Raw genomic sequence first — 23935 nt, 5'->3', positions numbered from 1 at the left:
TGCTCCCAAAACATCAGCCTATTTAGATGTAGAAGCTGAAGACAAAGGAATTTTAATTCCGCGCGTATCACTTCGAAGTTTAAGTGAATTTGCTCCGATAACAGGAGATAAAGAAGAGAGTTTGTTAGTTTACAACACAGCTTCTGCCGGTACAGGAGATTTAGCTGTTTCACCCGGTTTTTATTTTTGGAGAACCGATAAAGGAGGATATTGGGAACGCCTGACCAATGTAACGGATTTAAAACAAGTTATCGATGGTATGGATGAGAGAGTTGACGACGTTTTAGCTTTGTTAAAAGTAGCTTATCCATCCAATAATTTGGAAGGAACTCCAACAGGAGGATCTGAATTGGGAGGAGGAATGGTTTTTATACCTGGAACCGATAATGATTCAGCAAAAATAGAATATGTGTATTATGACAGTGCAACGAGTACCTATGTCAAAAAAGATATTACTGCAGAATTAGAAAGCTTGATTTCTGCTTCTGAGTCTAAAACTACAATAGTTACTTATGGAGGTAATCAATATTACCTGTCAGAAGCTTATATTCAAAATGGAGGCGTTACCGATGCATCTCAATGGACTTCTGTTCCAACAGGTGCTATTTTGATAGATGTTGTAGGAGGAGTTGTCAACAACTTTAACGAACTGGTTACTAATAATCCGGTTACGATAGGTGGAAATACATACAATACGGTTCAGGAATATATAGAGTATATCTCCAAAAATGCCACTCAGGACGGAGCCTTAAAAATTGTATTGGATGCGGCCAATCCGGGGAATGCAAAATTTCAACAATGGAATGGTACTAATGAAACCTGGGGTGACATTGCTGCATTAGAATTCAAATCCATTGTTACTCATAATGAAACCAGAACGTTTATCGGGCGCAGCGTAGATGGAGCAGGTTATACCGAGCTTATTACAGATGTTAAGGGAGACAATAAAATTGTTTACGAATTTACTCCTGAAAGAGGAGAGCAAAATTACATTGACGTAACTGCCGACATACTTTATTCACTTACCAATAATGAAGATATTTACAATCAGGTTAAAAACATCATCAATCAGGGAGGAAATGTTTACTATGGAGATGTCAATGGAACCAATGTATTTTATACCATGGTTGGAGATGTCAAAACCCCGATAGATATCTCTCAGACGATTGTAAACGCTATTACAAATATCGATGATTCTCAGACTAATATCATAAAAAATAAGTTAGGAGATACGATTGATGCCAGTTCAAACACATCTGTGTTTACAGGAGATACTTATGTGGAAAACGGAGTAACTTATTACATCTACAGAGGAGAGTTTACTACTACAGTACAAGGTCGAACAGCTCGTACCAGCGGAGTTACTTTAGATAAAGACGGACATAAAATATTATCAATCGGATTAAACTACGGAGTCGGTTCGACTGCTTCAGTAACAGATGTTGTAGTTTCAGGAAAATCTTTAGGATTAAAATTAGGAGTTGGAAAACAATATCATGTGATTTCTGATACGGACGTGGAAGCAAAAGTAATGGTAGAATTTGCTTCGTCAGATAAACCGGCAGGAGTGTAGTCCAAAAGTCAATAAAAGTTTTTGGTAAAAGTAAAATAGAAGATTATTATAATACCGCGAGAACTTCTCGCGGATTACTTTGAACTTTTTATCTCATTGGGATTTCTTTTAAAGCATAAAGTGAAATTAAAAAGAATTAGAATAAAAATATTATTCAATTCTATAAAATAAAAAACATGAAAAAAATTACATTAATTGCAGCCTTATTCGGTTCAGTTTATTTTGCAAAAGCACAGATAGCTATTGGTACACCAGCTCCCAAAACATCAGCCTATTTAGATGTAGAAGCTGAAGACAAAGGAATTTTAATTCCGCGCGTATCACTTCGAAGTTTAAGTGAATTTGCTCCGATAACAGGAGATAAAGAAGAGAGTTTGTTAGTTTACAACACAGCTTCTGCCGGTACAGGAGATTTAGCTGTTTCACCCGGTTTTTATTTTTGGAGAACCGATAAAGGAGGATATTGGGAACGCCTGACCAATGTAACGGATTTAAAACAAGTTATCGATGGTATGGATGAGAGAGTTGACGACGTTTTAGCTTTGTTAAAAGTAGCTTATCCGTCCAATAATTTGGAAGGAACTCCAACAGGAGGATCTGAATTGGGAGGAGGAATGGTTTTTATACCTGGAACCGATAATGATTCAGCAAAAATAGAATATGTGTATTATGACAGTGCAACGAGTACCTATGTCAAAAAAGATATTACTGCAGAATTAGAAAGCTTGATTTCTGCTTCTGAGTCTAAAACTACAATAGTTACTTATGGAGGTAATCAATATTACCTGTCAGAAGCTTATATTCAAAATGGAGGCGTTACCGATGCATCTCAATGGACTTCTGTTCCAACAGGTGCTATTTTGATAGATGTTGTAGGAGGAGTTGTCAACAACTTTAACGAACTGGTTACTAATAATCCGGTTACGATAGGTGGAAATACATACAATACGGTTCAGGAATATATAGAGTATATCTCCAAAAATGCCACTCAGGACGGAGCCTTAAAAATTGTATTGGATGCGGCCAATCCGGGGAATGCAAAATTTCAACAATGGAATGGTACTAATGAAACCTGGGGTGACATTGCTGCATTAGAATTCAAATCCATTGTTACTCATAATGAAACCAGAACGTTTATCGGGCGCAGCGTAGATGGAGCAGGTTATACCGAGCTTATTACAGATGTTAAGGGAGACAATAAAATTGTTTACGAATTTACTCCTGAAAGAGGAGAGCAAAATTACATTGACGTAACTGCCGACATACTTTATTCACTTACCAATAATGAAGATATTTACAATCAGGTTAAAAGCATCATCAATCAGGGAGGAAATGTTTACTATGGAGATGTCAATGGAACCAATGTGTTTTATACCATGGTTGGAGATGTCAAAACCCCGATAGATATCTCTCAGACGATTGTAAACGCTATTACAAATATCGATGATTCTCAGACTAATATCATAAAAAATAAGTTAGGAGATACGATTGATGCCAGTTCAAACACATCTGTGTTTACAGGAGATACTTATGTAGAAAACGGAGTAACTTATTACATCTACAGAGGAGAGTTTACAACTACTGTTGAAGGAGAAACCGCACTTACAAGCGGAGTTACTTTAGATAAAGACGGACATAAAATTTTATCGATATACTTAAATTATGAAGAAGGATTGACGGTCTCTGTAACAGATGTAAAAGTGACTAGCAAAACATTAACATTCAATGTAGGGACAGGAAAGAACTATACCATTTTAAGCCCCTCAGATGTCAGCGCAAAAGTGATGGTAGAATTTGCTTCTACTGAAAAGCCCGTAGGAGTTTAATCTGCTTATCGTTAAGAGGACATAATTATTGTAAAAAAAGCAATAGTTGTTTTCTAATTCTCTTATTGAGATTAAGATTTAGTTAGCAGAAAAGTGGTATGTCGTTATTTATCGATTATGCTCTGATTAAAAAATAAAAACCTATGAAAAAGTTAAGCATATATATGCTGTTTTTGTTAATTGTTGTTAATTTGCAAGCACAAACAGTCAATCAAGGTATTCTAAAAGTCTCTTCAAATACAGTCACTTCTTTTTTATTTCCTTTTTCAAATCAAGAAAATGGAAGAGTAACTAATGACGGACTAACGTATTTTTATAGTGATTTTAATAATGACGGAATTTACAGTATCGGTAAAAATATCAAAACAGGAAAAGCTGTTTTTACCCGTCTCGAAAGTCAAAATGGAACCCAGACACTTTCGGGGAATGCCTTTACTGAATTTTATAATATAGATTTTAATAATCCAGAACCATTTATGGCATTTGATCTGAAGAGCAATATAGACGTTTATGGAACTGTAGATTTTCAGAATGGTATAATTAAAGTAGACTCTACTCTGAATGAGAAAACCGGCTTGTCGAGAGGAATATTGAGTTTTCACCGTGGAGCTAAATCAATCAATGCCAGCCACAACAGTCATGTGGAAGGCGAAGTAGAAAAAATAGGAAATGATGCTTTTACTTTTCCTATAGGAGATCAAGGGCTGTATCGCCCGGCTCGAATTACAGCACCTAAAACAACCAAGGATGCTTTTGTAAGCAAGTATATTCTGGATGACAAAACTTTTTTTAAAACAAATAAAGATAAATCAGGCGTAATTAATCTGTTGAATGACAGAGAATATTGGATTGTAGAAAAAGGAGGTAATGTTTCCGGCGATATTATGCTGACTCTAAGTTGGGATGAACGTACTACACCAAATAGCTTATTAGGTAATCCTGAAGAAGAGCTTCACATTGTCCGTTGGGATAAAGAGCAGCAATTGTGGGTAGATGAAGGAGGAGTAGCGGATACTTCTGTCAAAGAAATCACTACTCCGGCAACTGTAAAAGGGTATGGTGTTTTTACGCTGGGTACTGTTAAAAAAGATTGGATATTAGAAGGGGATGTGGTCATTTACAATTTGGTTACTCCTGACAACGATGGCAAAAATGATTATTTTATTATAGAAAATATCAACAGATTTCCGAATAACAAAGTTGAAATCTATAATCGTTGGGGAGGACGGGTATATGAAACTACAAACTATAATAGTAGGGATAATGTATTCCGTGGATATTCTGACGGAAGAGTGACGGTAAATAAGGGCAGTAAGCTTCCAACAGGTACTTATTTTTACATAGTTACCTATGAATATAAAAATGAAAATGGTTCCCGAATGATTAAAAAGTCAGGCTATTTACATTTAGAAAACAATTAATATTGCAATAAAAAATAGAATACAGACATAAAATTCCTTTCTGAATTATCTGTTTATTCTGAAGTATTACAAGAGTAAAAAATCAGAAATTGTCGTAGAAAAAAGAATATTCTCCTGTTGAAAGGCATTTAATTGGCTAGCATAATTCTTTTTTATTTAAAATGAATAATTATGAAAATAAGAATAAAAGCAATTACACTTTGTGTATTATTGTTCAATGGACTTGTTGAGCTTTATGCTCAGCAAGATCCGCAATATACACAATATATGTACAATCACTCCAACATTAACCCCGCTTATTCTAGCAGTACTGAGCACTTGAGTATATTTGGTCTGTATCGAACCCAATGGGTAGGTTTGGATGGTGCTCCAAAAACCGCCAATATCTCAGCAACTACTCCTTTGGGAACATCGGGGATGGGGATGGGAATTCATTTTGTCAATGACCGCATTGGAGCTATGACGGAAAACAACATTTCGATAGATTTGTCTTATGCCATTGATCTTAATTATGATTGGAAACTAGCTCTTGGAATTAAAGCAACAGCAAATCTGTTAGACGTAGATTATACTAAGTTAAACATTTACAATCCGTTGGATCCGGTATCTCAAAATAATATATCAGGAAAATTTACTCCCAATATAGGTGCTGGTTTATTTATGTATTCCGAAAAAGGATATGTGGGATTTTCTGTTCCCGCCTTTTTAACTACAACGCGTTATAACGATAATGAAATTATGACTATGCGTGATAAAATGCATTACTATCTGACGGGAGGATATATTTTCGAATTAAATCCCGATATTAAGTTTAAACCAGCTTTTCTTGCAAAAGCAACAGAAGGCGCTCCGCTGCAGGTGGATTTAACAGCTAATTTTATGTTCTTCGATAAATTTACAGCAGGAGCGGCTTACCGTTGGGATGCTTCTGTAAGCGGATTGGTAGGTTTTCAGATCAGTGAAAATGTGTTTATAGGGTATAGTTATGACGCAGAAACAAGCAAACTGGCAAATTATAACTCGGGGTCGCATGAGATATTTATGAAGTTTGATTTGTTTAACAGAATCAAGAGAGTTGCAGCTCCTCGATTCTTCTAAAAGAGTATAAAAATGAAAAAAAATATTATAAACATCATTTTTACGAGCTGTATATTATTGTTTTTCGGTCTCCAAAGCTATGCACAAAGAACTAAGGAAAAAAAGGCAGACAACGAATTTGATCAATACGCTTATGTAGATGCTATCAAAATTTATGAAAAGATTGCACAAAATGGTTATATGAATACTTCCATTTTAAAAAAACTTGCAGACGCATATTATTTTAATGGTAAGCTTGAACAAGCTCACAATTGGTATAAAGAACTATTTGAGGGGAAATATGAAGATAAAGGAAAACAGCTTATCGAATCTGAATATTATTATCGTTATGCACAAACTCTAAAAACAGTTGGAAACTATGAAAAATCTGATGCCGTGATGGAAGAATTTGCCGCATTGGAAAAATGGGATTCCCGCGTAAAAATATTTGAATCTAATAGGGACTATCTGAAAGAAATAGAAGCTGTTTCTGATCGTTACGAAATACGTTCGATTTCGATTAATAGTGAATATTCTGATTTCGGAGCGGCTATTTTGGATGACCAGCTGATATTTACATCAGCGCGAAAAACCAGGAATTCGTCCAATCAGATTCACAGTTGGACAAATGAGAACTTTACGAGTTTGTACAGCACAAAAATAAATATGAATGGTAGTTTTGGAGACGTGAAACTGTTTTCTCCGCAACTTGATTCTAAAGTAATAAATGAATCAACAGCTGTTTTTACACAAGATGGCAATACGATGTATTTTACCCGAAATAACGCTAGCGAAAAAGGAAAAAAACGCTTTAATAAAGAGAACGCATCTTTGCTGAAAATTTATAAATCCATTAAACAAGACAACGGAAGCTGGAGTAAAGCAGAAGAGTTACCATTTAACTCAGATAATTACAATACAGCCCATCCCGCTTTAACCCCAGATGATAAATGGTTGTATTTTGTTTCGGACAGAGAAGGAAGCTACGGTCAATCAGATATTTATCGCGTACCGCTTTACGCTACCGGAACCTATGGTAAGTTAGAGAATGTGGGAGATAAAATTAATACTTCTGGACGAGAAACATTTCCGTTTATTTCTAAAGAGGGTTATTTTTATTTCTCTTCAGATGGAAGACCAGGTTTAGGAGGTCTGGATGTCTATAGAGCTAAATTAAATGTAGATGGAAGTTTTGGGGAGGTTGTCAATTTAGGAAGTCCTATTAACAGTGCCTATGACGATTTTGGCTTTTATATAGATCCTCTCATTGGAAAAGGATTTATTAGTTCTAACCGTCCGGGAGGAACCGGGAGTGATGATATATACTTTTTTGCTGAAAAAATATGTAAGAAAAATATACAAGGGGTTGTTTTTGATAAAGATACCCATAAGATTATCAGTAAAGCAGAGATTGTTTTGTATGATTCAAGTTACAGAGTATTAGACACTGTGATTTCAGATGAACAAGGAAAGTATACGACGGAAGAAGTTAATTGCGGGTTAAAATACCGCCTTAAGACCTCTGCTGAAAATTACAATACAGTAGAGAATACGGTTGTATTAAATCATATTCCGAGTGTAGAGGAAGTTAATATTGGTTTAGAAAAAACGGAAAGAGAAATAAAGGTCAAAGATGATCTATTTAAAAAACTACAGCTTAACCCCATTCATTTTGATTTTGACAAATCTTTGATTCGCCCTGATGCCGAGATCGAATTGATACAGATAGTGGAGGTAATGAAACAATACCCAGAGATGAAAATTGAAGTAAAGTCTTATACAGATAGCAGAGGAGATGAAAATTATAATATGAAGTTATCTCAGCAAAGAGCCGCTTCTACTGCTGATTGGATTATAGCTAATGGAATTGATTCTTCTCGTGTTCATTATCGAGGTTATGGAGAAACCAATTTAATAAATAAATGTGCTAAAGGAGTAAAGTGTTCAAATAAAGAACATGAGCAAAATAGAAGGTCGGAGTTTATTGTTTCGGAATTATAATTGATAAACATTAAGATGTATTTAGACGAAAAGGAAAGGGAGGTGGAGATGGAGTTTCATTTTAAAAATATTCACGTAGGTAAATTGATAAAACAATTGGTCGAGGATCGAGAAATTAAAGAATCTCGTATCATAAGTTTTCTGCAAATTTCTAAGAGTGAAATAGATAAAATGTATGAGGCTAAAAGTATAAATACAGAGCTTTTATTGTTGTGGAGTAAACTTTTAGAGTATGATCTTTTCAGAGTTTACTCTCAACATTTAGTTTTGTATGCACCCCCTAAATCAATTAATTATAACAAAGTAAAATCAAAAAGTAAAGGCATTCCTGAATTTAGGAAAAACGTTTATACAATTGAAATTATCAATTTTATTTTGGAGCTAATTGAAAAGGGTGAAAAAAAGAAAAGTGAAATTATTAAAGAGTACAATATTCCCAGAACAACATTGTATAAATGGATTAAAAAACATAAAAAGAATGGCAACACCTAACTACAAAAAAATTTATACTGATTTGTTGAACAGTAGACATCCGGATAAGAAGTATAAGTGCGAAAGTATTCTCTCTAAAAAAGAATTGAATTTTATAGATGTGATTCAATTAAATGAAATTATTTTTGAGAAAAAGAGTAAAGAAGTTTTAGAAATGAATCAAAAATATCGTTCGTATGACAAAAATACAATTGTAGAGATTCTAAAATATCAACAAAATAATGAGCTGAACAATAAGGAGGTGGCTAACCATTTTAAAATGAGCAGAACAACATTGCTCAACTGGAAAAAGTCTGGATTGTTTGAATAAAAAGTACCTTTCACTATAGTGTAGTATATTTCTATTAAGGCACTATTTACATACAGTAAATAGTGCCTTAATTTTTTGATTATAATTTAGACTTCTGCTAATTGTTGTTCAAATTCTTCCAAAGAAATTGCATTTTTAATATTATAAGAGCCTATTTTTGTTCGTCTTAATGCTGTTAAATGAGCACCTGATTGAAGCGCTTTTCCAAAATCAAAAGCCAGAGAGCGGATATATGTCCCTTTAGAGCAAGCCGTTCTAAAGTCTATTTCTGGCAAGGCAATTCTCGTTAATTCAAACTCGTGAATTGTGATCGCACGCGAGGCTATTTCTACTTCCTCTCCTTTTCGCGCATGTTCGTATAGTCGCTTGCCGTCTTTTTTGATGGCCGAAAAAATAGGTGGTTTTTGTTCAATAGTGCCAACAAAAGAGGTGCGTACTTCTTCCAATAGTGTTTCGTTAATATGCTTGGTGGGAAAAAGACAATCAATTTCTGTTTCCAGATCGTAAGAAGGTGTAGTAGCGCCGATATAAAATGTTCCGGTATATTCTTTAAACAATCCTTGTAATTCTGAAATCTGTTTGGTGGCTTTTCCTGTACAGATAATAAGTAGCCCTGAAGCTAAAGGGTCAAGTGTTCCGGCATGACCAACCTTTATTTTTTTAAGACCCAACTTCGTTTTTAGCAGCCATTTTATCTTGTTTACAGCTTGAAATGAAGTCCAGTGCAAAGGTTTGTCTATTAGTAATATATGTCCGTTTTGGAAGAGATTCGGAGTCAGTTTTTCCATTTATTTGGTGTAAAAGTAGATGAGTAAAATGATTCCGATAGCTATTCGATACCACCCCCAAAATTTAAATCCGTATTTGGTTAAGACAGAAATAAACGTTTTTACGGCGATCAGAGCTACAAAAAATGCCACTACATTACCAATGATAAAGAGATTTATATGCTGCTGATCTTGTAAAATCATTTCGTAGCCCTTCATTTCATTAACTGTTCCTTTTCCCCATGTTTTTACAAAAATAGAGTAAACAGTAACAGCAAGCATAGTGGGTACAGCCAGAAAGAATGAAAACTCGGCAGAAGCTTTACGGCTTAAACCTTGTGTCATTCCTCCGATAATAGAGGCCGCTGAACGCGACGTCCCCGGCATCATAGCCAAGCACTGCCAAAATCCAATGGTCACAGCTTTTTTTATGCTGATTTCTTTTTCGCTGTGTATTTTTGGATTTTTAAACCATTTGTCGACAAATAGTAACACAACTCCGCCTAAAACCAAAACAGAAGAAATAGCAATTTGGTTTCCTAATACCGCCTCTATCTTGTCGTCAAATAAATATCCTAGAACCAAAGCTGGAATTACAGCACAAGCTAATTTAATGTAAAAGGTAAGGTTTGAGAAGTCAAAAAACTTTTTCCAATACAATACTACAATGGATAAGATGGCTCCGAATTGGATAGATACCTGAAACATTTTTAGAAATTCAGACTCTTCCATTCCTAGAAGGGCGGCGGTAAAGCCCATATGGGCGGTAGATGATATAGGCAAATATTCTGTTAATCCTTCTATAATGGCTAAAAGGAGGGCTTGTATAAAGTCCATGAAATTTTAATTATTTGTTTTCTGTGTTTTTAAAGATAGCGTAAATGGCAATACCGATACCGATGAAGAATACGGTAGGGGCAAGGTGTATTCTTCTAAAACTAAAAATATCTTCATTAAACTGTGTCGGATCGTCGTTATGAGCACCTCCCATTAAAAAAAAGCTTAAAGCAATAACTGCTAAACTTATGAACAGGATAAGGTAATTTTTCTTATTAAATAAAAATGTATTTTTTTCGGAATTATTTTTCATAGTCTAATATAGTTCATCTGATTTAAGGTTAAGAAAGCGCTGTGTAGCAAAATAGGTACTTATACTGGTGATAATGATGCCCACCAAAAACAAACCTAAAGATACAAAAACTATCGGCATATAATTTTGCGTTGGATTAATATCTAAATCCGGAAATTTTTGATCTACATAAAAGGATAAGCCTATAATAGCGGCGATTGCAAGAAGTGAACCTATAATGCCTAACCGCATGCTGTGCCAGATAAATGGTCGGCGGATAAAACGTTTGGTAGCACCTACCATCTGCATGGTTTTAATTGTGAATCTGCTTGAATAAATGAGAAGGCGGAGTGAGCTGTTTATCAGTAACATAGAGATAAGCGTTAAAACTCCGGCAGTAATCAAAAGCCATTGCGTTATTTTTTGAATATTATCATTTACCATTTCTACCAACTGTTTATCGTACATAATATCGGATATATTGGGATTGGAGGCAAACTGTGCTTCTATTTTAGCAATGCTGTCAGATACTACATAGTCACTGTTAAGATGAATGTCGTAGGAATCTTGAAGAGGGTTGAATCCTAAAAATTCTAAAAAGTTTTCTCCTAATGCTTCTTCCTGGTTTTTGGCAGCTTCTTCTTTAGAAACAAAAGTGAAATCTTTAATATAGGGCGCTTGTTTTAGCTTTTCACCAAAAGCCGTTAATTCTTTTTCACTGGTTTTACCGTTAAAGAATAAAGTCATGGGAATAGTCTCCCGAAAGTTATCGGATATTTTTTGTGAATGAATCACAAATAAACTTAAAACGCCTAATAAGCCCAAAACCAGAAATATACTGATAATAACAGAAAAATAAGACGAAATCAATTTCCGCTTTTGATATTTTTCATAAGAGGTCGCCATAGTCTAACTTTTAGAGTGTGTAAAAATAGCAAACAAAAATGTTTTTATGGGTCTATAACGATTAAAGTTTTCTAAATGATATAAATAAAAATGTATTTTTGATTATTTACTACAAATGTCAAGAGATTTGTTTAATTATGATTGTAACTTCTTTAAAAAGATTTTTAAGTATTCCTTATCCCAAACCGCGTTATATGTATCAGGTTTTGGGATGGTCTTTTTTTGTGGGAATGACCGTTTATGGTTTTCTCACTGCTTTTCAACCTTTCGGAACGTATACTTATCACCATGTTAATAAGTATTGGTTATTGCTGCCCTATGCCGTCTTTTCTGCGTTGTGCTTTGCAGCAAGCGATCTTATAGAATTTAAAAAACATTGTCAAAGCAATTGGAATATTAAAAAGGAAACAATAAAAGGAATATTAACTTTATTGATCAGCTCAGTTTTTAATTATTTTTATAATGCTTATTTTATCAGTGGTTTTAAAATCACATGGTATGGCTGGCTGGAAATGCTTGTTTATACGCTATTACTGGGAATACCTGTTTTTATGCTTTACTTTTTAGGAAGATACGTAAGCCTGAACAAAACAATTTCAGGCATAAATATTACAGATAGAAAATCTTTGGATGGAGACCTCCAAAAAGAATTCAAGTTAAAATCAGATTTGGTTAATGAAAGTCTCTGTTTAAAAGAGGATGATTTTATAATGGCTCAGTCTGAAGGGAATTATTGTACAGTTTTTTTTATTTGTGAAAAGGAAGTAAAACATAAAGTTTTGCGTGTTTCTTTAAAACGTATAGAAGAACAAATAGTTTCGGATAAAATTAAAAGATGTCACCGATCGTTTATTTTTAATATAGCTTATGCAATCAGTATGAAAGGAAATGCGCAAGGATATAAAATTACCTTGAAAGGGATGGATGACATAGTACCTGTTTCAAGAAAATATATAAAAGTAATTAAGAACTGCTTTACTTCTGAGCAATATAGCGGGTAAAATAATTGTCAAATAATGATAAAGCTTGTTATACACATCAAAACCTTGTCATCAGTAACAATATCCTTTTTTTATATTGCTTAATAGAAGATGTTTGTCATTCAAATCAAATAAAAGAATGTACAAATGAAAAATTATGTATGGCTGTTAAGTGTAATTTTTTTTGCAGCTACGTGTTCTTCTCAATCCTTAGAAACAGATAATATTTTTGAAGGAAAATGGAATTTGCTGTTTACGCATGATGATGTAGGAAGTGTACGCACGTATATGAATGTTGAAATTAGTCAAAACACTTTTATTTCCTATACCAGAAAAGGAGCCGATAAAGATATTTTTGGAGGATGGACATCTCTTTTGAGCAGAGTATTTACCAATACGATGAAAGAAGGAGCGTTGCTGAGAATAGAAAACGGAGTATGGGAAAAAGCAAGTGATACTATCAAGATTAAGGGTGTTTTTACATCTCCGATAGGAAAATATTATTTGAACGGCATTATAGTAGAAAAAAGACTAGAAGCGGGATTGACAAATAAGGCAGGCAAAAAAATAGGCTTTATTTCAGGTGACAAAAGCTATAAAAATTACCCTTTAGAAGATTACACCGCCTTATTTGAAAAAACAATTGAAATGACCGAAAAATATATCTATGATGCAAAGCTTGTAAAAAGTAAAGAATGGAGAGTTTTCAAGAGTAGGATGTTAAAAATAAGTCCAAAGATTCAAGATGATCTAGAAGCTGTTTTTGCATTTTACTACTACGCAGGTAAATTGCCTTTTTCTCATTATGGATTATTAAGAAATACCGAAGATGTAGATTATACGGTACCTACCTCTCAAAAAAAAATGAAGCTCCTGGAAAAAAATGAGCATACAGCTTATTGGGAATTAACCTCTTTTGGAGGATCTGCTACAGAAATAGACAGTATTTTTGAGATAATAAAAGATAAGGGATATAAAAATCTTATTGTCGATTTAAGAAATAATACAGGAGGAAGTATAGAAGCAGGTTTGGCTTTTGTAAACCAATTAGCTGAAGAACCGTATTACGGAGGCGTTTTTCTGACCCGAAAATATTTTGACAATCACAAACAATTACCCGATATAAAGAATTATTCTTCTTTCTTAAATTTTAGCAGTTCCAATTATGACTTGTTATTAAAAGACATACATAAAAATGAAGGAATTTGTTTAAAAGCAGATCCTGTTAAAAATAGATATAAAGGAAAAGTCTTTATTTTAGTAAGTCATAAAACGGCTAGTACCAGCGAGCCTGTTGTGTATGGACTAAAACACAACAAAAGAGCAGTAATTGTAGGAGAAAAAACAGCAGGAGCAATGCTGAACAGTGAGTTTTTTGATTTAGGGAATCAATATCAGCTGATGATACCAACAGCAGATTATTACACGGTTGACGGTCTTAGAATAGATCAAAACGGAGTTCAGCCAGATATTGAGGCAAATCAATCTGAAGCGCTGGAATATGTCTTAAATTCTTTAATACAACAGTAGCCGAGAGACTGTTTAGTGGAACATGTCCTATATATCAGATTTACTAAACAATCCAATTAAAGTTTGTTGATTCTTGGAAATATAGCTTATTTTTGCGAATTGATTTTTTTAAGTCATCTATAGAACTAAAAATGAATAATCTGATTTAAATAGTATGAAATATAATCCGAACGAAATTGAGGCTAAATGGCAAAAATTTTGGAAAGAAAACCAAACCTTTAAAACGGACAACGACTCGCAAAAACCTAAGTATTATGTTTTAGATATGTTCCCTTATCCGTCAGGAGCAGGATTGCACGTAGGACATCCGCTGGGATATATTGCTTCGGATATTTTTGCACGTTATAAACGCCATAAAGGATATAATGTTCTTCATCCGCAAGGATATGACAGCTTTGGTTTGCCGGCAGAACAATATGCTATTCAAACGGGTCAGCATCCTGCCGTGACTACAGAGGAGAATATTGCCCGATACAGAGAACAGCTTGATCGCATCGGTTTTTCATTCGACTGGAGCAGAGAAGTAAGAACGTCTAATCCGGATTTTTATAAACACACGCAATGGATATTTATTCAGCTGTTTAATTCGTGGTATAATAAAAAATCAGATAAGGCAGAATATATTGACAGTTTGATTGCTGAATTTGAAGCAGAAGGAAATACAAATGTACAGGCAGTATGTGATGACCATATTCCGTTTTTTACAGCTGAGCAGTGGAATGATTTTAGTTCAGATGAAAAAGAACGCGTTTTACTGAAGTACAGACTTACTTATTTGGCAGAAACAGAAGTAAACTGGTGTCCTGCTTTAGGAACTGTTTTAGCAAATGACGAGATTAAAGACGGACTTTCTGAACGCGGTGGTCATCCGGTGATTCGGAAAAAAATGAAGCAGTGGAGTATGCGGATCTCCGCTTATGCTGAAAGATTGCTTCAAGGATTGGAAACAATTGATTGGACAGAGAGCTTAAAAGAAAGCCAGCGTAACTGGATCGGTAAATCTGTAGGTGCGTCTGTTTCATTTAGAGTTCAGGATTCAGAGTTAGATATAGAAGTTTTTACTACTCGTCCCGACACGATTTTTGGAGTGAGCTTTATGACTTTGGCTCCGGAACATGATTTGGTGAAAAAGATTACTACTGCAGAACAAAAAGCGGCGGTAGATACATATATTGAAGCAACCTCCAAGCGAAGCGAACGGGATAGAATGGCAGATGTAAAAACAATTTCAGGCGTTTTTACCGGAGCATATGCAGAGCATCCTTTTACAAAAGAACCGATCGAAATCTGGATTGGCGATTACGTTTTAGCAGGATACGGCACGGGAGCAGTAATGGCTGTCCCTGCTGGAGATACGCGTGATTATGCCTTTGCTAAACACTTTAGTATTCCGATAAAAAATATTTTTGACAAAGATATTTCAGAAGAAGCTTTTGTAGAAAAGGAAGGCTTTGTATTAGAAAATTCAGGTTTTTTAAACGGATTGGATTACAAACAGGGAACTCGCAAAGTTATCGAAGAACTCGAAAAAATAAATAAAGGCGCTGGAAAAACAAATTACAGATTGAGAGATGCTGTTTTTTCCCGTCAGCGATATTGGGGCGAACCATTTCCGGTGTATTATATCAATGGCTTGCCCAAAATGATAGATAAAGCGTTTTTGCCGATAGTTTTGCCTGAAGTAGAAAAGTATCTGCCTACTGAAGATGGTCAGCCACCCTTGGGCAACGCGCATAGCTGGGCATGGGATACCGAGAAAAATAAAGTGGTAGATAATTCATTAATTGATGAAAAAAACGTATTTCCTTTGGAGTTGAACACCATGCCGGGTTGGGCAGGTTCGTCGTGGTATTGGATGCGATATATGGATCCAAAAAACGAAACTGAATTTGCTTCTGAAAAAGCTTTGAATTATTGGCAAAATGTGGACTTATATATAGGGGGAAGTGAGCATGCTACGGGACATTTGTTGTACAGTCGTTTTTGGAATAAATTTTTAAAAGATATAGGAAAAGCACCGACAGAAGAGCCCTTCAAAAAATTGATTAATCAAGGGATGATTTTGGGAACTTCGGCTTTCGTGTACAGAATTGAAGGGACGAATACTTTTGTGTCAAAAGACATGATTAAAGACCAAAAAGTACAACATCTTTATGCTTACGTAAGACATGTTAATGCTTCTTCAGAATTGAATATAGAGGCTTTTAAAGCTTGGCGCCCAGACTATGCTAATGCGGAATTTATATTAAATTCTGACGGTAAATACATTGTTGGGCACGAGGTGGAGAAAATGTCCAAATCATATTACAATGTCGTTAATCCAGATGAGATTTGTGAAGAATATGGAGCAGATACTTTGCGTTTGTACGAAATGTTTTTAGGTCCCTTAGAACAGGCAAAGCCATGGAATACGGCAGGGATTTCCGGAGTGGCAGGGTTTTTGAAAAAACTGTGGCGTTTGTATGTAGATGATAACGGAGTGGCAGTCGTAGAAGATCAGCCGACCAAAGAAATGTATAAGTCTTTGCATAAAACTATAAAAAAGGTGAGCGAAGACATTGAGAGTTTTTCTTTTAATACTTCCGTCTCTCAGTTTATGATTTGTGTGAATGAGCTGAGCCAGCAAAAATGCCGCCACAGAGAGATATTAGAGCCATTGCTTATCATTATTGCGCCATATGCACCGCACATCGCAGAAGAATTATGGTCTTTGATGGGGCATGAAGAGTCTGTTTCTAACATAGCTTTTCCAGAGTTTAAAGAAGAATATTTAGTAGAAAGCACGAAAGAATATCCTGTTTCTTTTAATGGCAAAATGAAGTTTAAAATAGAGCTTCCTTTGGATTTGAAACAAGAGGAAATAGAAAAAATAATCTTAACGGATCAAAGAACGCAAAATCAGCTTCAGGGAAGAGAGCCTAAAAAGGTGATTGTTGTTCCTGGAAAAATTATTAATATAGTAGGCTAATATTAAGCAATAAAAAAGAGTCGGTTTTTGATATCAAAAACCGACTCTTTTTTTATTATGGAAGATTAGTTTATTTTCCCGGTTTTATAATAAGAGCATGTTCAAAATCTTTTTTAATGTTTAAAAGATTTCTTTCTGCTTCCAATCTCGTTTTAAAACTTCCAACCATAACTTTATAGGATGGATTGCTGTATATAATAGTAGCATCTATTTCGGGATAAGTGCGTTTGAATTTATTCAAAGCATTATTGGCTTCGTTGTTTTTGCCATAAAAAATCTGAATTCTGTACTTGTCATTAACTGTATTGGATGAATTGATTAGCCTTTTGCTCGAAATTAGTTTTTTTACTGCTTCAGGCTCATTTATTTCAATATTTTTCTGCTGGGCAACAATTGTGTTTGTGCTAAGTAAAATAGCAGTAGTGAATAAAAAAATTCTTAAAATTCTCATAATGAATCGGATTTGAAACAAAAATACAAATATTCTTGAAAAGTTGTGAGATAGGGGTTATTTAGAACGTGTATAAATTGAGTTTTAACGGTGACAAAGGTTTTAAGAGTAAGGCATAAATTGTATTTTTGTCGGAGTTTGTAAATAAGGTGTATTAAAACGGCAAATTAAAGAGCTGTTAAAAACACTAAATTTAGTTGAAAATCATTTTATAACTATGAAAAAAGTGGGTGACCATAATTCGTTTTCAAGGATTTTATTCTTTTGTTTAGCGCTAATGCTATCGTTTACGACAATTTCATTTGCTCAGGATGTAGCAAAAGGAAAGGAATTGTTTAATTCTAACTGTGCCGCTTGTCATAAGTTAGATGGGAATTCTACCGGACCTTCACTTCGTGGTGTTGTAGATCGTCACGATGGGGATGTAGAATGGCTTCATAAATGGATTAAAAGTAGTTCTTCTTTGATAAAATCAGGAGATGCCAGAGCTGTAAAGCTTTTTGAAGAATGGAATAAGGTGGTTATGAATGACTTCCCTGGGTTGTCAGATGAAGACATTGATAATATCTTAGCTTATACTTCAGAGCCTAAAGCTGAACCGGCTGCTGCAACTGCTTCTGCAAGGCAGGGAGCGCAAAGTGGTGGCGACGGAGTTTCTGATATTATTGTTTTAGGAGCCTTGACTGTAGTGTTGTTGCTGTTGGTAACAATGCTGTTTTTTGTTAGAAAAGTTTTAAATAAAGTTATTGAAAGCAATGGTCTTGCAAAAGAGATTCATACAACGATTCCAATATGGAAAGCTTTTGTTAAAAATCAATTTTTAGTAATTGTTTCGGTATTTGTGTTGGTATTGGTTGGTTCTTATTTTGTGTATGGGTATATGATGCAGATTGGTGTTGATAAAGGGTATGAGCCTGTACAGCCAATCCACTTCTCACATAAAATTCACGCAGGAGATAATGGTATTGATTGTAAATACTGCCACTCATCTGCCCGTTCAAGTAAAACATCAGGCATTCCTTCGTTAAACGTATGTATGAACTGTCATAAAAACATCAGTGAATTTACAGGGGATGCTGATAAGGATTACGGTAAATATACTCCCGAGTTTTATACCGGGGAAATTCAAAAACTATACGATGCAGTCGGATGGGATGCGGCAGCTCAAAAATATACAGGACAGGAAAAACCTGTAAAATGGGTTCGCATTCACAATCTGCCGGATTTTGTTTACTATAACCACTCACAACACGTAAATGTTGCTGGTTTGGAATGTCAGACTTGTCACGGTCCGGTGGAAGATATGGAGGTTATGAAGCAACATTCTCCATTGACAATGGGTTGGTGTATTGATTGTCACAGAAAAACAAATGTGAAGATGGATGACAACGAGTATTATGCTAAAATTCACGAGGAATTGTCTAAGAAATACGGTGTTGAAAAACTGACAGTTGCTCAAATGGGAGGTTTAGAGTGTGGTAAATGTCACTATTAATAATTATTTAAGAATAAGAAGCTAATATATATATACAATGGCATCAAACAAAAAATACTGGAAAAGTGTTGAGGAGCTGAATGAAAATAGCTCTATTGTTGAGACGCTAAGAAACAATGAGTTTGTTGAGGAAATTCCTACAGATGAATTTCTTGGAGATAAAAACAAGTTGTCTTCTTCATCAACAACTCGTCGGGACTTTTTGAAATATGTAGGTTTTTCTACGGCTGCTGCAACTTTAGCGGCTTGTGAAGGACCTGTTGTGAAATCTATTCCTTATGTAGTTCAGCCGGAAGAAATTATTCCCGGAATTGCAGATTATTATGCGACTACAATAGCGGATGGATTCGATTTTGTAAACGTTCTGGTTAAAACCCGTGAAGGACGTCCGATTAAAATTGAAAATAACAAACTTGCTAATGCATATTCAGGGGCTAATGCTCGTGTAAATGCATCGGTTTTGTCGATGTATGATAGTCTTCGTTTAAAACAGCCTAAAGTTGAAGGGAAAGATGTTTCATGGGATGAGGTTGATTTAAGAGTAAGAGCAAGTTTAAAAGATGCAAAGGAAAAAGGAGGTAATATTGTATTGTTTACTAATACAATGGCAAGTCCTTCTACTGATAAATTAATAGAAGAGTTTGTAACAGAGTATCCGACTGCAAAACATATTGTATATGATGCGGTGTCTTCTTCGGCGGCGTTGGATGCTTATGAAAAAGCTTACGGAACAAGAGGGTTGGCTGATTACGATTTTGGAAAAGCAGATGTGATTGTTTCTGTAGGTGCAGATTTCTTAGGTGACTGGCAAGGCGGAGGATATGATTCAGCTTATGCTAAAGGTCGTGTTCCTAAGAACGGTAAAATGTCTAAACACATTCAGTTGGAGGCAAATATGTCTTTGTCTGGTGCTAATGCAGACGTACGTTTGCCGTTAACAGTAGCTGAGCAAAGAGCAGCATTGGTTAAATTGTATAATGTAGTCGTTGGAGGAGGGGCTAGTGCGTCATCTACATCTTCTGATGAAGCAATTGCTAAAGCAGCACAACAATTGAAAGCAGCTGGTTCAAAAGGAGTAGTTGTTACAGGATTGGATGATGTTAATGCGCAATTGGTCGTGTTAGCGATAAACGAAGCTTTGCAGTCAGAAGCATTTTTGCCGGAACAAACTAAATATGTGAGAAAAGGAGATGCAAAAGCGGTTAGTCAGTTGATTAAAGATATGAATGCAGGAAATGTGCATACTTTAATTATGTCGGGAGTCAATCCGGTTTATACTCTGGCGGATAGCGCTTCATTTGTTGAAGGATTAAAAAATGTAAAAACATCTGTTTCTTTCTCATTAAAAGAAGATGAAACGGCTTTGTCTGCTACTATTGCAGCGGCTGCACCTCATTATCTAGAGTCGTGGGGAGATGTAATGATTCATAAAGGGCATTATTCTGTAATGCAGCCAACTATTAGACCGCTGTTTGATACAAGACAGTTTCAAGAGGCTATCTTGTTGTGGACAGGTAATAATACGGCTTACTATGATTACTTAAAAGAAGTAGGTAAAGGATTTGCTGCTGATTTAACCTGGAATCAGTTGGTTCACGACGGTTTTGCTATTGTAGGCGAGAATACGGCTGTAAATGCAAGTGCAGATTTTTCTGGAGCTGTTTCTGAGTTGGCAAGAACTAAAAAAGAAGAAGGTTTTGAGTTAGTACTGTACACTAAAACAGGAATGGGTGACGGACAGCAGGCAAATAATCCTTGGTTGCAGGAGTTTCCGGATCCTATTTCACGAGTATCATGGGATAACTACTTAACTATTTCCAGAGTTGATGCAGAGAACTTAGGTGTTAAAAATTATCACGTTGCTAACGGAGGTTTAAACGGTAGCTATGTTAATATTGAGGTTAACGGAGTGAAGTTAGAAAAAGTACCCGCGTTAATTCAGCCGGGACAAGCTGTGGGAACTGTAGGTTTAGCTTTTGGATACGGAAGAAAAGCAGCTTTAAAAGAAGAAATGCAAGTAGGTGTAAATGCCTATAAATTGTATAATAATTTTGATAATGTACAAAGCGTAAAAATTGAAAAAGCAAGTGGAGATCATGAATTTGCTTGTGTTCAGTTGCAAAATACATTGATGAGTAGAGGGGATATCTTAAAAGATACAACATTAGAGATTTTCAATACAAAAGATGCAAAAGAATGGAATATTTTCCCGATGGTTTCTTACGATCATGAGGAAGTGAGAGCGGCATCTGTTGATATATGGGAATCTTTTGATCGTTCTGTAGGGCATCACTTTAATTTGTCTATTGATTTAAATGCATGTACAGGATGTGGTGCCTGTGTGATTGCCTGTCACGCAGAGAACAACGTTCCGGTTGTAGGTAAATCAGAAATTAGAAGAAGTAGAGATATGCACTGGTTGCGTATTGACAGATATTACTCATCAGAAGATACTTTTGCTGAAGATGTTGATAAAAAGGTGAATGCTAAAGGTTTTGTTGAAACGAGAAGTGCTTTCTTGACATTGGAGCATCCGGCAGATAATCCGCAGGTAGCTTTCCAGCCAGTTATGTGTCAGCATTGTAATCATGCTCCGTGTGAAACAGTATGTCCGGTTGCGGCTACTTCTCACGGTCGTCAGGGACAAAACCATATGGCTTATAACCGTTGTGTGGGTACAAGATATTGTGCAAACAACTGTCCTTATAAAGTTAGACGTTTTAACTGGTTCTCATATGCTAAAAACAGTGAGTTTGATTACAATATGAATGACGATTTAGGACGTATGGTGTTGAATCCGGATGTAGTTGTTCGTTCAAGAGGGGTAATGGAAAAATGTTCGTTGTGTATTCAAATGACTCAGGCTACTATTTTGAAAGCTAAAAATGAAGGAAGAGCAGTTAAGCCTAATGAGTTTGAAACTGCCTGTTCTGCTGCTTGTTCAAGTGGAGCTATGGTGTTTGGAGATGTAAATGAGAAGGCATCAGATGTTACTAAGTTAGCAGAATCAGACAGAGCTTATCATTTGTTAGAACATATTGGAACAAAACCGAATGTATTCTACCATGTTAAGGTTAGAAATATCTAAGTTAAAAGAATTATTAATTAAAGAAACATATAAAGGATTATGTCGTCACATTACGAAGCACCCATTAGAAAACCTTTAGTTATCGGTGAAAAATCATATCACGATATTACTGTGGATGTGGCTAGACCTGTAGAGGGAAGAGCAAATAAACTATGGTGGACTGTATTCACTATTGCTTTGGTAGCTTTTTTATGGGGAGTTGCATCTATGGCTTATACAATAGGTACAGGTATTGGAACTTGGGGTTTAAATAAAACTATCGGCTGGGCTTGGGATATTACCAACTTCGTTTGGTGGGTAGGTATCGGGCACGCCGGAACTTTAATTTCAGCTGTATTATTATTATTCAGACAAAAATGGAGAATGGCTATTAACCGTTCTGCGGAGGCAATGACTATTTTCTCTGTAGTTCAGGCTGGTTTATTTCCAATTATTCACATGGGACGTCCTTGGTTAGCTTACTGGGTGTTGCCTATTCCAAACCAGTTCGGTTCGTTATGGGTAAACTTTAACTCGCCGTTATTATGGGACGTGTTTGCTATTTCAACTTATTTATCTGTATCGTTAGTGTTCTGGTGGACTGGTTTGTTGCCTGACTTTGCCATGTTGCGAGACAGAGCCATTACACCTTTTACCAAAAGAGTTTATTCTATCTTGTCATTCGGATGGTCAGGAAGAGTAAAAGATTGGCAGCGTTTTGAAGAAGTGTCTTTAGTTTTAGCTGGTTTAGCTACGCCTTTGGTACTTTCTGTGCATACTATCGTATCTTTTGACTTTGCAACATCGGTTATTCCTGGGTGGCATACGACAATTTTCCCTCCGTACTTTGTGGCGGGAGCAGTTTTTTCGGGATTTGCAATGGTAAATACGCTGTTGATTATTATGCGTAAAGTGTCCAATTTAGAAGACTATATTACAATTCAGCATATTGAATTGATGAATATGATTTGTATGATTACAGGATCTATTGTTGGGGTTGCTTATATTACAGAATTGTGGGTAGCTTGGTATTCAGGAGTTGAATACGAACAATATGCATTCTTAAATCGTGCTTCAGGACCATATTGGTGGTCATATTGGTTGATGATGACCTGTAACGTTATTTCTCCACAGGTTATGTGGATTAAGAAAATCAGAACAAACATTATGGCGTCATTCATTATCTCATTAGTGATTAACGTGGGGATGTGGTTTGAACGTTTCGTAATTATCGTAACATCTTTACATAGAGATTATCTACCGTCATCTTGGACAATGTTCCAGCCTACTTTTGTAGATGCCGGAATTTACGTAGGAACTATCGGCTTCTTCTTTGTATTATTCTTGTTATATTCTAGAAGTTTCCCTGTAATTGCTCAGGCAGAGGTGAAAACTATCTTAAAGTCATCAGGTGAATTTTACAAAAAGGCAAGAGATAATAAAGAAAATCATCAATCTTTAAATCACTAATTCGTTATGAGTACTAAAGTTATACACGCAATATACAATGATGATGATATCTTAATGGATGCGGTAAAAGAAACAAGATCTGCTCATCATCATATAGAAGAAATCTATACTCCGTTTCCGGTGCATGGCTTGGATAAAGCTATGGGGTTAAAACCTACAAGATTGGCTATTTGTGCTTTCTTATACGGATTAGTAGGACTGGCTTTTGGAACAGCAATGATGTATTACATCATGATTGTTGACTGGCCTCAGGATATTGGAGGAAAGCCGAGTTTTAGTTTTATTCAGAATATGCCGTCTTTCGTTCCGATTATGTTTGAGATGACTGTATTATTCTCGGCTCACTTAATGGTTATTACTTTTTATATGAGAAGTAGACTATGGCCGTTTAAAAAAGCTGAAAATCCGGATATAAGAACTACAGATGACCACTTTTTAATGGAAGTAGCTCTTCATGGAGAGGAAGAAGAAGCGGTTGAGTTTTTCAAAAAAACTGGAGCAGTAGAAGTTAAAGTAATTGATAAAGAGTAAT

At 35.5% G+C, this 23935-nt stretch carries 19 protein-coding genes; 14 read left to right on the top strand and 5 right to left on the bottom strand.

From position 1 onward, the window contains the following. The 7 genes from C8P70_RS03810 to C8P70_RS03780 all read left to right on the top strand — a co-directional run. Positions 1-1573 (top strand): hypothetical protein (locus C8P70_RS03810; protein ID WP_166666166.1); only part of this gene is annotated, 1573 nt, incomplete at its 5' end. Positions 1574-1749: 176 nt separating this feature from the next. Beyond that, positions 1750-3399 (top strand): hypothetical protein, encoded by a 1650-nt coding sequence (locus tag C8P70_RS03805; RefSeq protein WP_133712012.1) that lies wholly within the window; start codon positions 1750-1752, stop codon positions 3397-3399. A 143-nt stretch (positions 3400-3542) separates the two neighbouring features. Then, on the top strand, positions 3543-4820 hold the full coding sequence (locus tag C8P70_RS03800) for a gliding motility-associated C-terminal domain-containing protein (protein WP_133712011.1): 1278 nt from the start codon (positions 3543-3545) through the stop codon (positions 4818-4820). Positions 4821-4991: 171 nt separating this feature from the next. Beyond that, positions 4992-5918: a PorP/SprF family type IX secretion system membrane protein gene (locus tag C8P70_RS03795; RefSeq protein ID WP_133712010.1), complete on the top strand. Its 927-nt coding sequence runs from the start codon at positions 4992-4994 to the stop codon at positions 5916-5918. 12 nt (positions 5919-5930) lie between these two features. After that, entirely contained in the window at positions 5931-7898 is a 1968-nt protein-coding gene (locus C8P70_RS03790) for an OmpA family protein (RefSeq protein WP_133712009.1), read from the top strand. A gap of 15 nt (positions 7899-7913) precedes the next feature. After that, on the top strand, positions 7914-8390 hold the full coding sequence (locus tag C8P70_RS03785) for a helix-turn-helix domain-containing protein (protein WP_243832656.1): 477 nt from the start codon (positions 7914-7916) through the stop codon (positions 8388-8390). Further along, the gene (locus C8P70_RS03780) at positions 8377-8700 is read left to right on the top strand and encodes a helix-turn-helix domain-containing protein (RefSeq protein ID WP_133712008.1); all 324 of its coding nucleotides are present in this window, start codon (positions 8377-8379) and stop codon (positions 8698-8700) included. Before C8P70_RS03785 ends, C8P70_RS03780 begins: the two co-directional genes overlap by 14 nt. 86 nt (positions 8701-8786) lie before the next feature. Here C8P70_RS03780 and truB read toward each other — a convergent pair whose 3' ends face one another. From truB to C8P70_RS03760, 4 genes are read right to left on the bottom strand one after another with little or no spacing between them, the layout of a single operon-like run. Then, positions 8787-9488, bottom strand: coding sequence for a tRNA pseudouridine(55) synthase TruB (gene truB / locus C8P70_RS03775; RefSeq protein ID WP_133712007.1), 702 nt, complete (start codon positions 9486-9488; stop codon positions 8787-8789). Continuing rightward, positions 9489-10304, bottom strand: coding sequence for an undecaprenyl-diphosphate phosphatase (locus tag C8P70_RS03770; protein WP_133712006.1), 816 nt, complete (start codon positions 10302-10304; stop codon positions 9489-9491). Between the two features lie 10 nt (positions 10305-10314). Beyond that, entirely contained in the window at positions 10315-10557 is a 243-nt protein-coding gene (locus tag C8P70_RS03765) for a DUF3098 domain-containing protein (RefSeq protein ID WP_133712005.1), read from the bottom strand. A 3-nt stretch (positions 10558-10560) separates the two neighbouring features. Beyond that, positions 10561-11442, bottom strand: coding sequence for a cell division protein FtsX (locus C8P70_RS03760; RefSeq protein WP_133712004.1), 882 nt, complete (start codon positions 11440-11442; stop codon positions 10561-10563). A gap of 137 nt (positions 11443-11579) precedes the next feature. Here C8P70_RS03760 and C8P70_RS03755 point away from each other — a divergent pair, with 137 nt between their 5' ends. The 3 genes from C8P70_RS03755 (at position 11580) to leuS (ending at position 16920) form a co-directional block, all read left to right on the top strand. Continuing rightward, complete coding sequence (locus tag C8P70_RS03755) at positions 11580-12443, top strand: LytTR family DNA-binding domain-containing protein (protein WP_133712003.1); 864 nt, start codon at positions 11580-11582, stop codon at positions 12441-12443. A 126-nt stretch (positions 12444-12569) separates the two neighbouring features. Next, positions 12570-13952: a S41 family peptidase gene (locus tag C8P70_RS03750; RefSeq protein ID WP_133712002.1), complete on the top strand. Its 1383-nt coding sequence runs from the start codon at positions 12570-12572 to the stop codon at positions 13950-13952. A gap of 154 nt (positions 13953-14106) precedes the next feature. Beyond that, complete coding sequence (leuS, locus tag C8P70_RS03745; RefSeq protein ID WP_133712001.1) at positions 14107-16920, top strand: leucine--tRNA ligase; 2814 nt, start codon at positions 14107-14109, stop codon at positions 16918-16920. A gap of 70 nt (positions 16921-16990) precedes the next feature. Here the strand turns inward: leuS and C8P70_RS03740 are convergent, their stop codons facing one another. Next, the gene (locus tag C8P70_RS03740; RefSeq protein ID WP_133712000.1) at positions 16991-17371 is read right to left on the bottom strand and encodes an SPOR domain-containing protein; all 381 of its coding nucleotides are present in this window, start codon (positions 17369-17371) and stop codon (positions 16991-16993) included. Positions 17372-17588: 217 nt separating this feature from the next. Here C8P70_RS03740 and C8P70_RS03735 point away from each other — a divergent pair, with 217 nt between their 5' ends. The 4 genes from C8P70_RS03735 to C8P70_RS03720 are packed head-to-tail and all read left to right on the top strand — an operon-like array spanning position 17589 to position 23934. After that, a complete protein-coding gene (locus C8P70_RS03735; protein ID WP_133711999.1) occupies positions 17589-18866 on the top strand; it encodes a c-type cytochrome in 1278 nt (425 codons plus the stop codon). 37 nt (positions 18867-18903) lie between these two features. Next, entirely contained in the window at positions 18904-21954 is a 3051-nt protein-coding gene (locus tag C8P70_RS03730; protein WP_133711998.1) for a TAT-variant-translocated molybdopterin oxidoreductase, read from the top strand. Between the two features lie 39 nt (positions 21955-21993). Continuing rightward, complete coding sequence (gene nrfD / locus C8P70_RS03725; RefSeq protein ID WP_133711997.1) at positions 21994-23403, top strand: NrfD/PsrC family molybdoenzyme membrane anchor subunit; 1410 nt, start codon at positions 21994-21996, stop codon at positions 23401-23403. Positions 23404-23409: 6 nt separating this feature from the next. Beyond that, positions 23410-23934 carry a DUF3341 domain-containing protein gene (locus C8P70_RS03720; RefSeq protein ID WP_133711996.1) on the top strand — a complete coding sequence of 175 codons (525 nt, stop codon included), beginning with the start codon at positions 23410-23412 and terminating at the stop codon, positions 23932-23934. Position 23935 lies beyond the last annotated feature (1 nt).

Origin of the sequence: Myroides indicus, assembly GCF_004364575.1 — a bacterium.
Lineage (GTDB): Bacteria > Bacteroidota > Bacteroidia > Flavobacteriales > Flavobacteriaceae > Flavobacterium > Flavobacterium indicum_A.
This window is presented reverse-complemented; position numbering and strand designations above follow the sequence as displayed.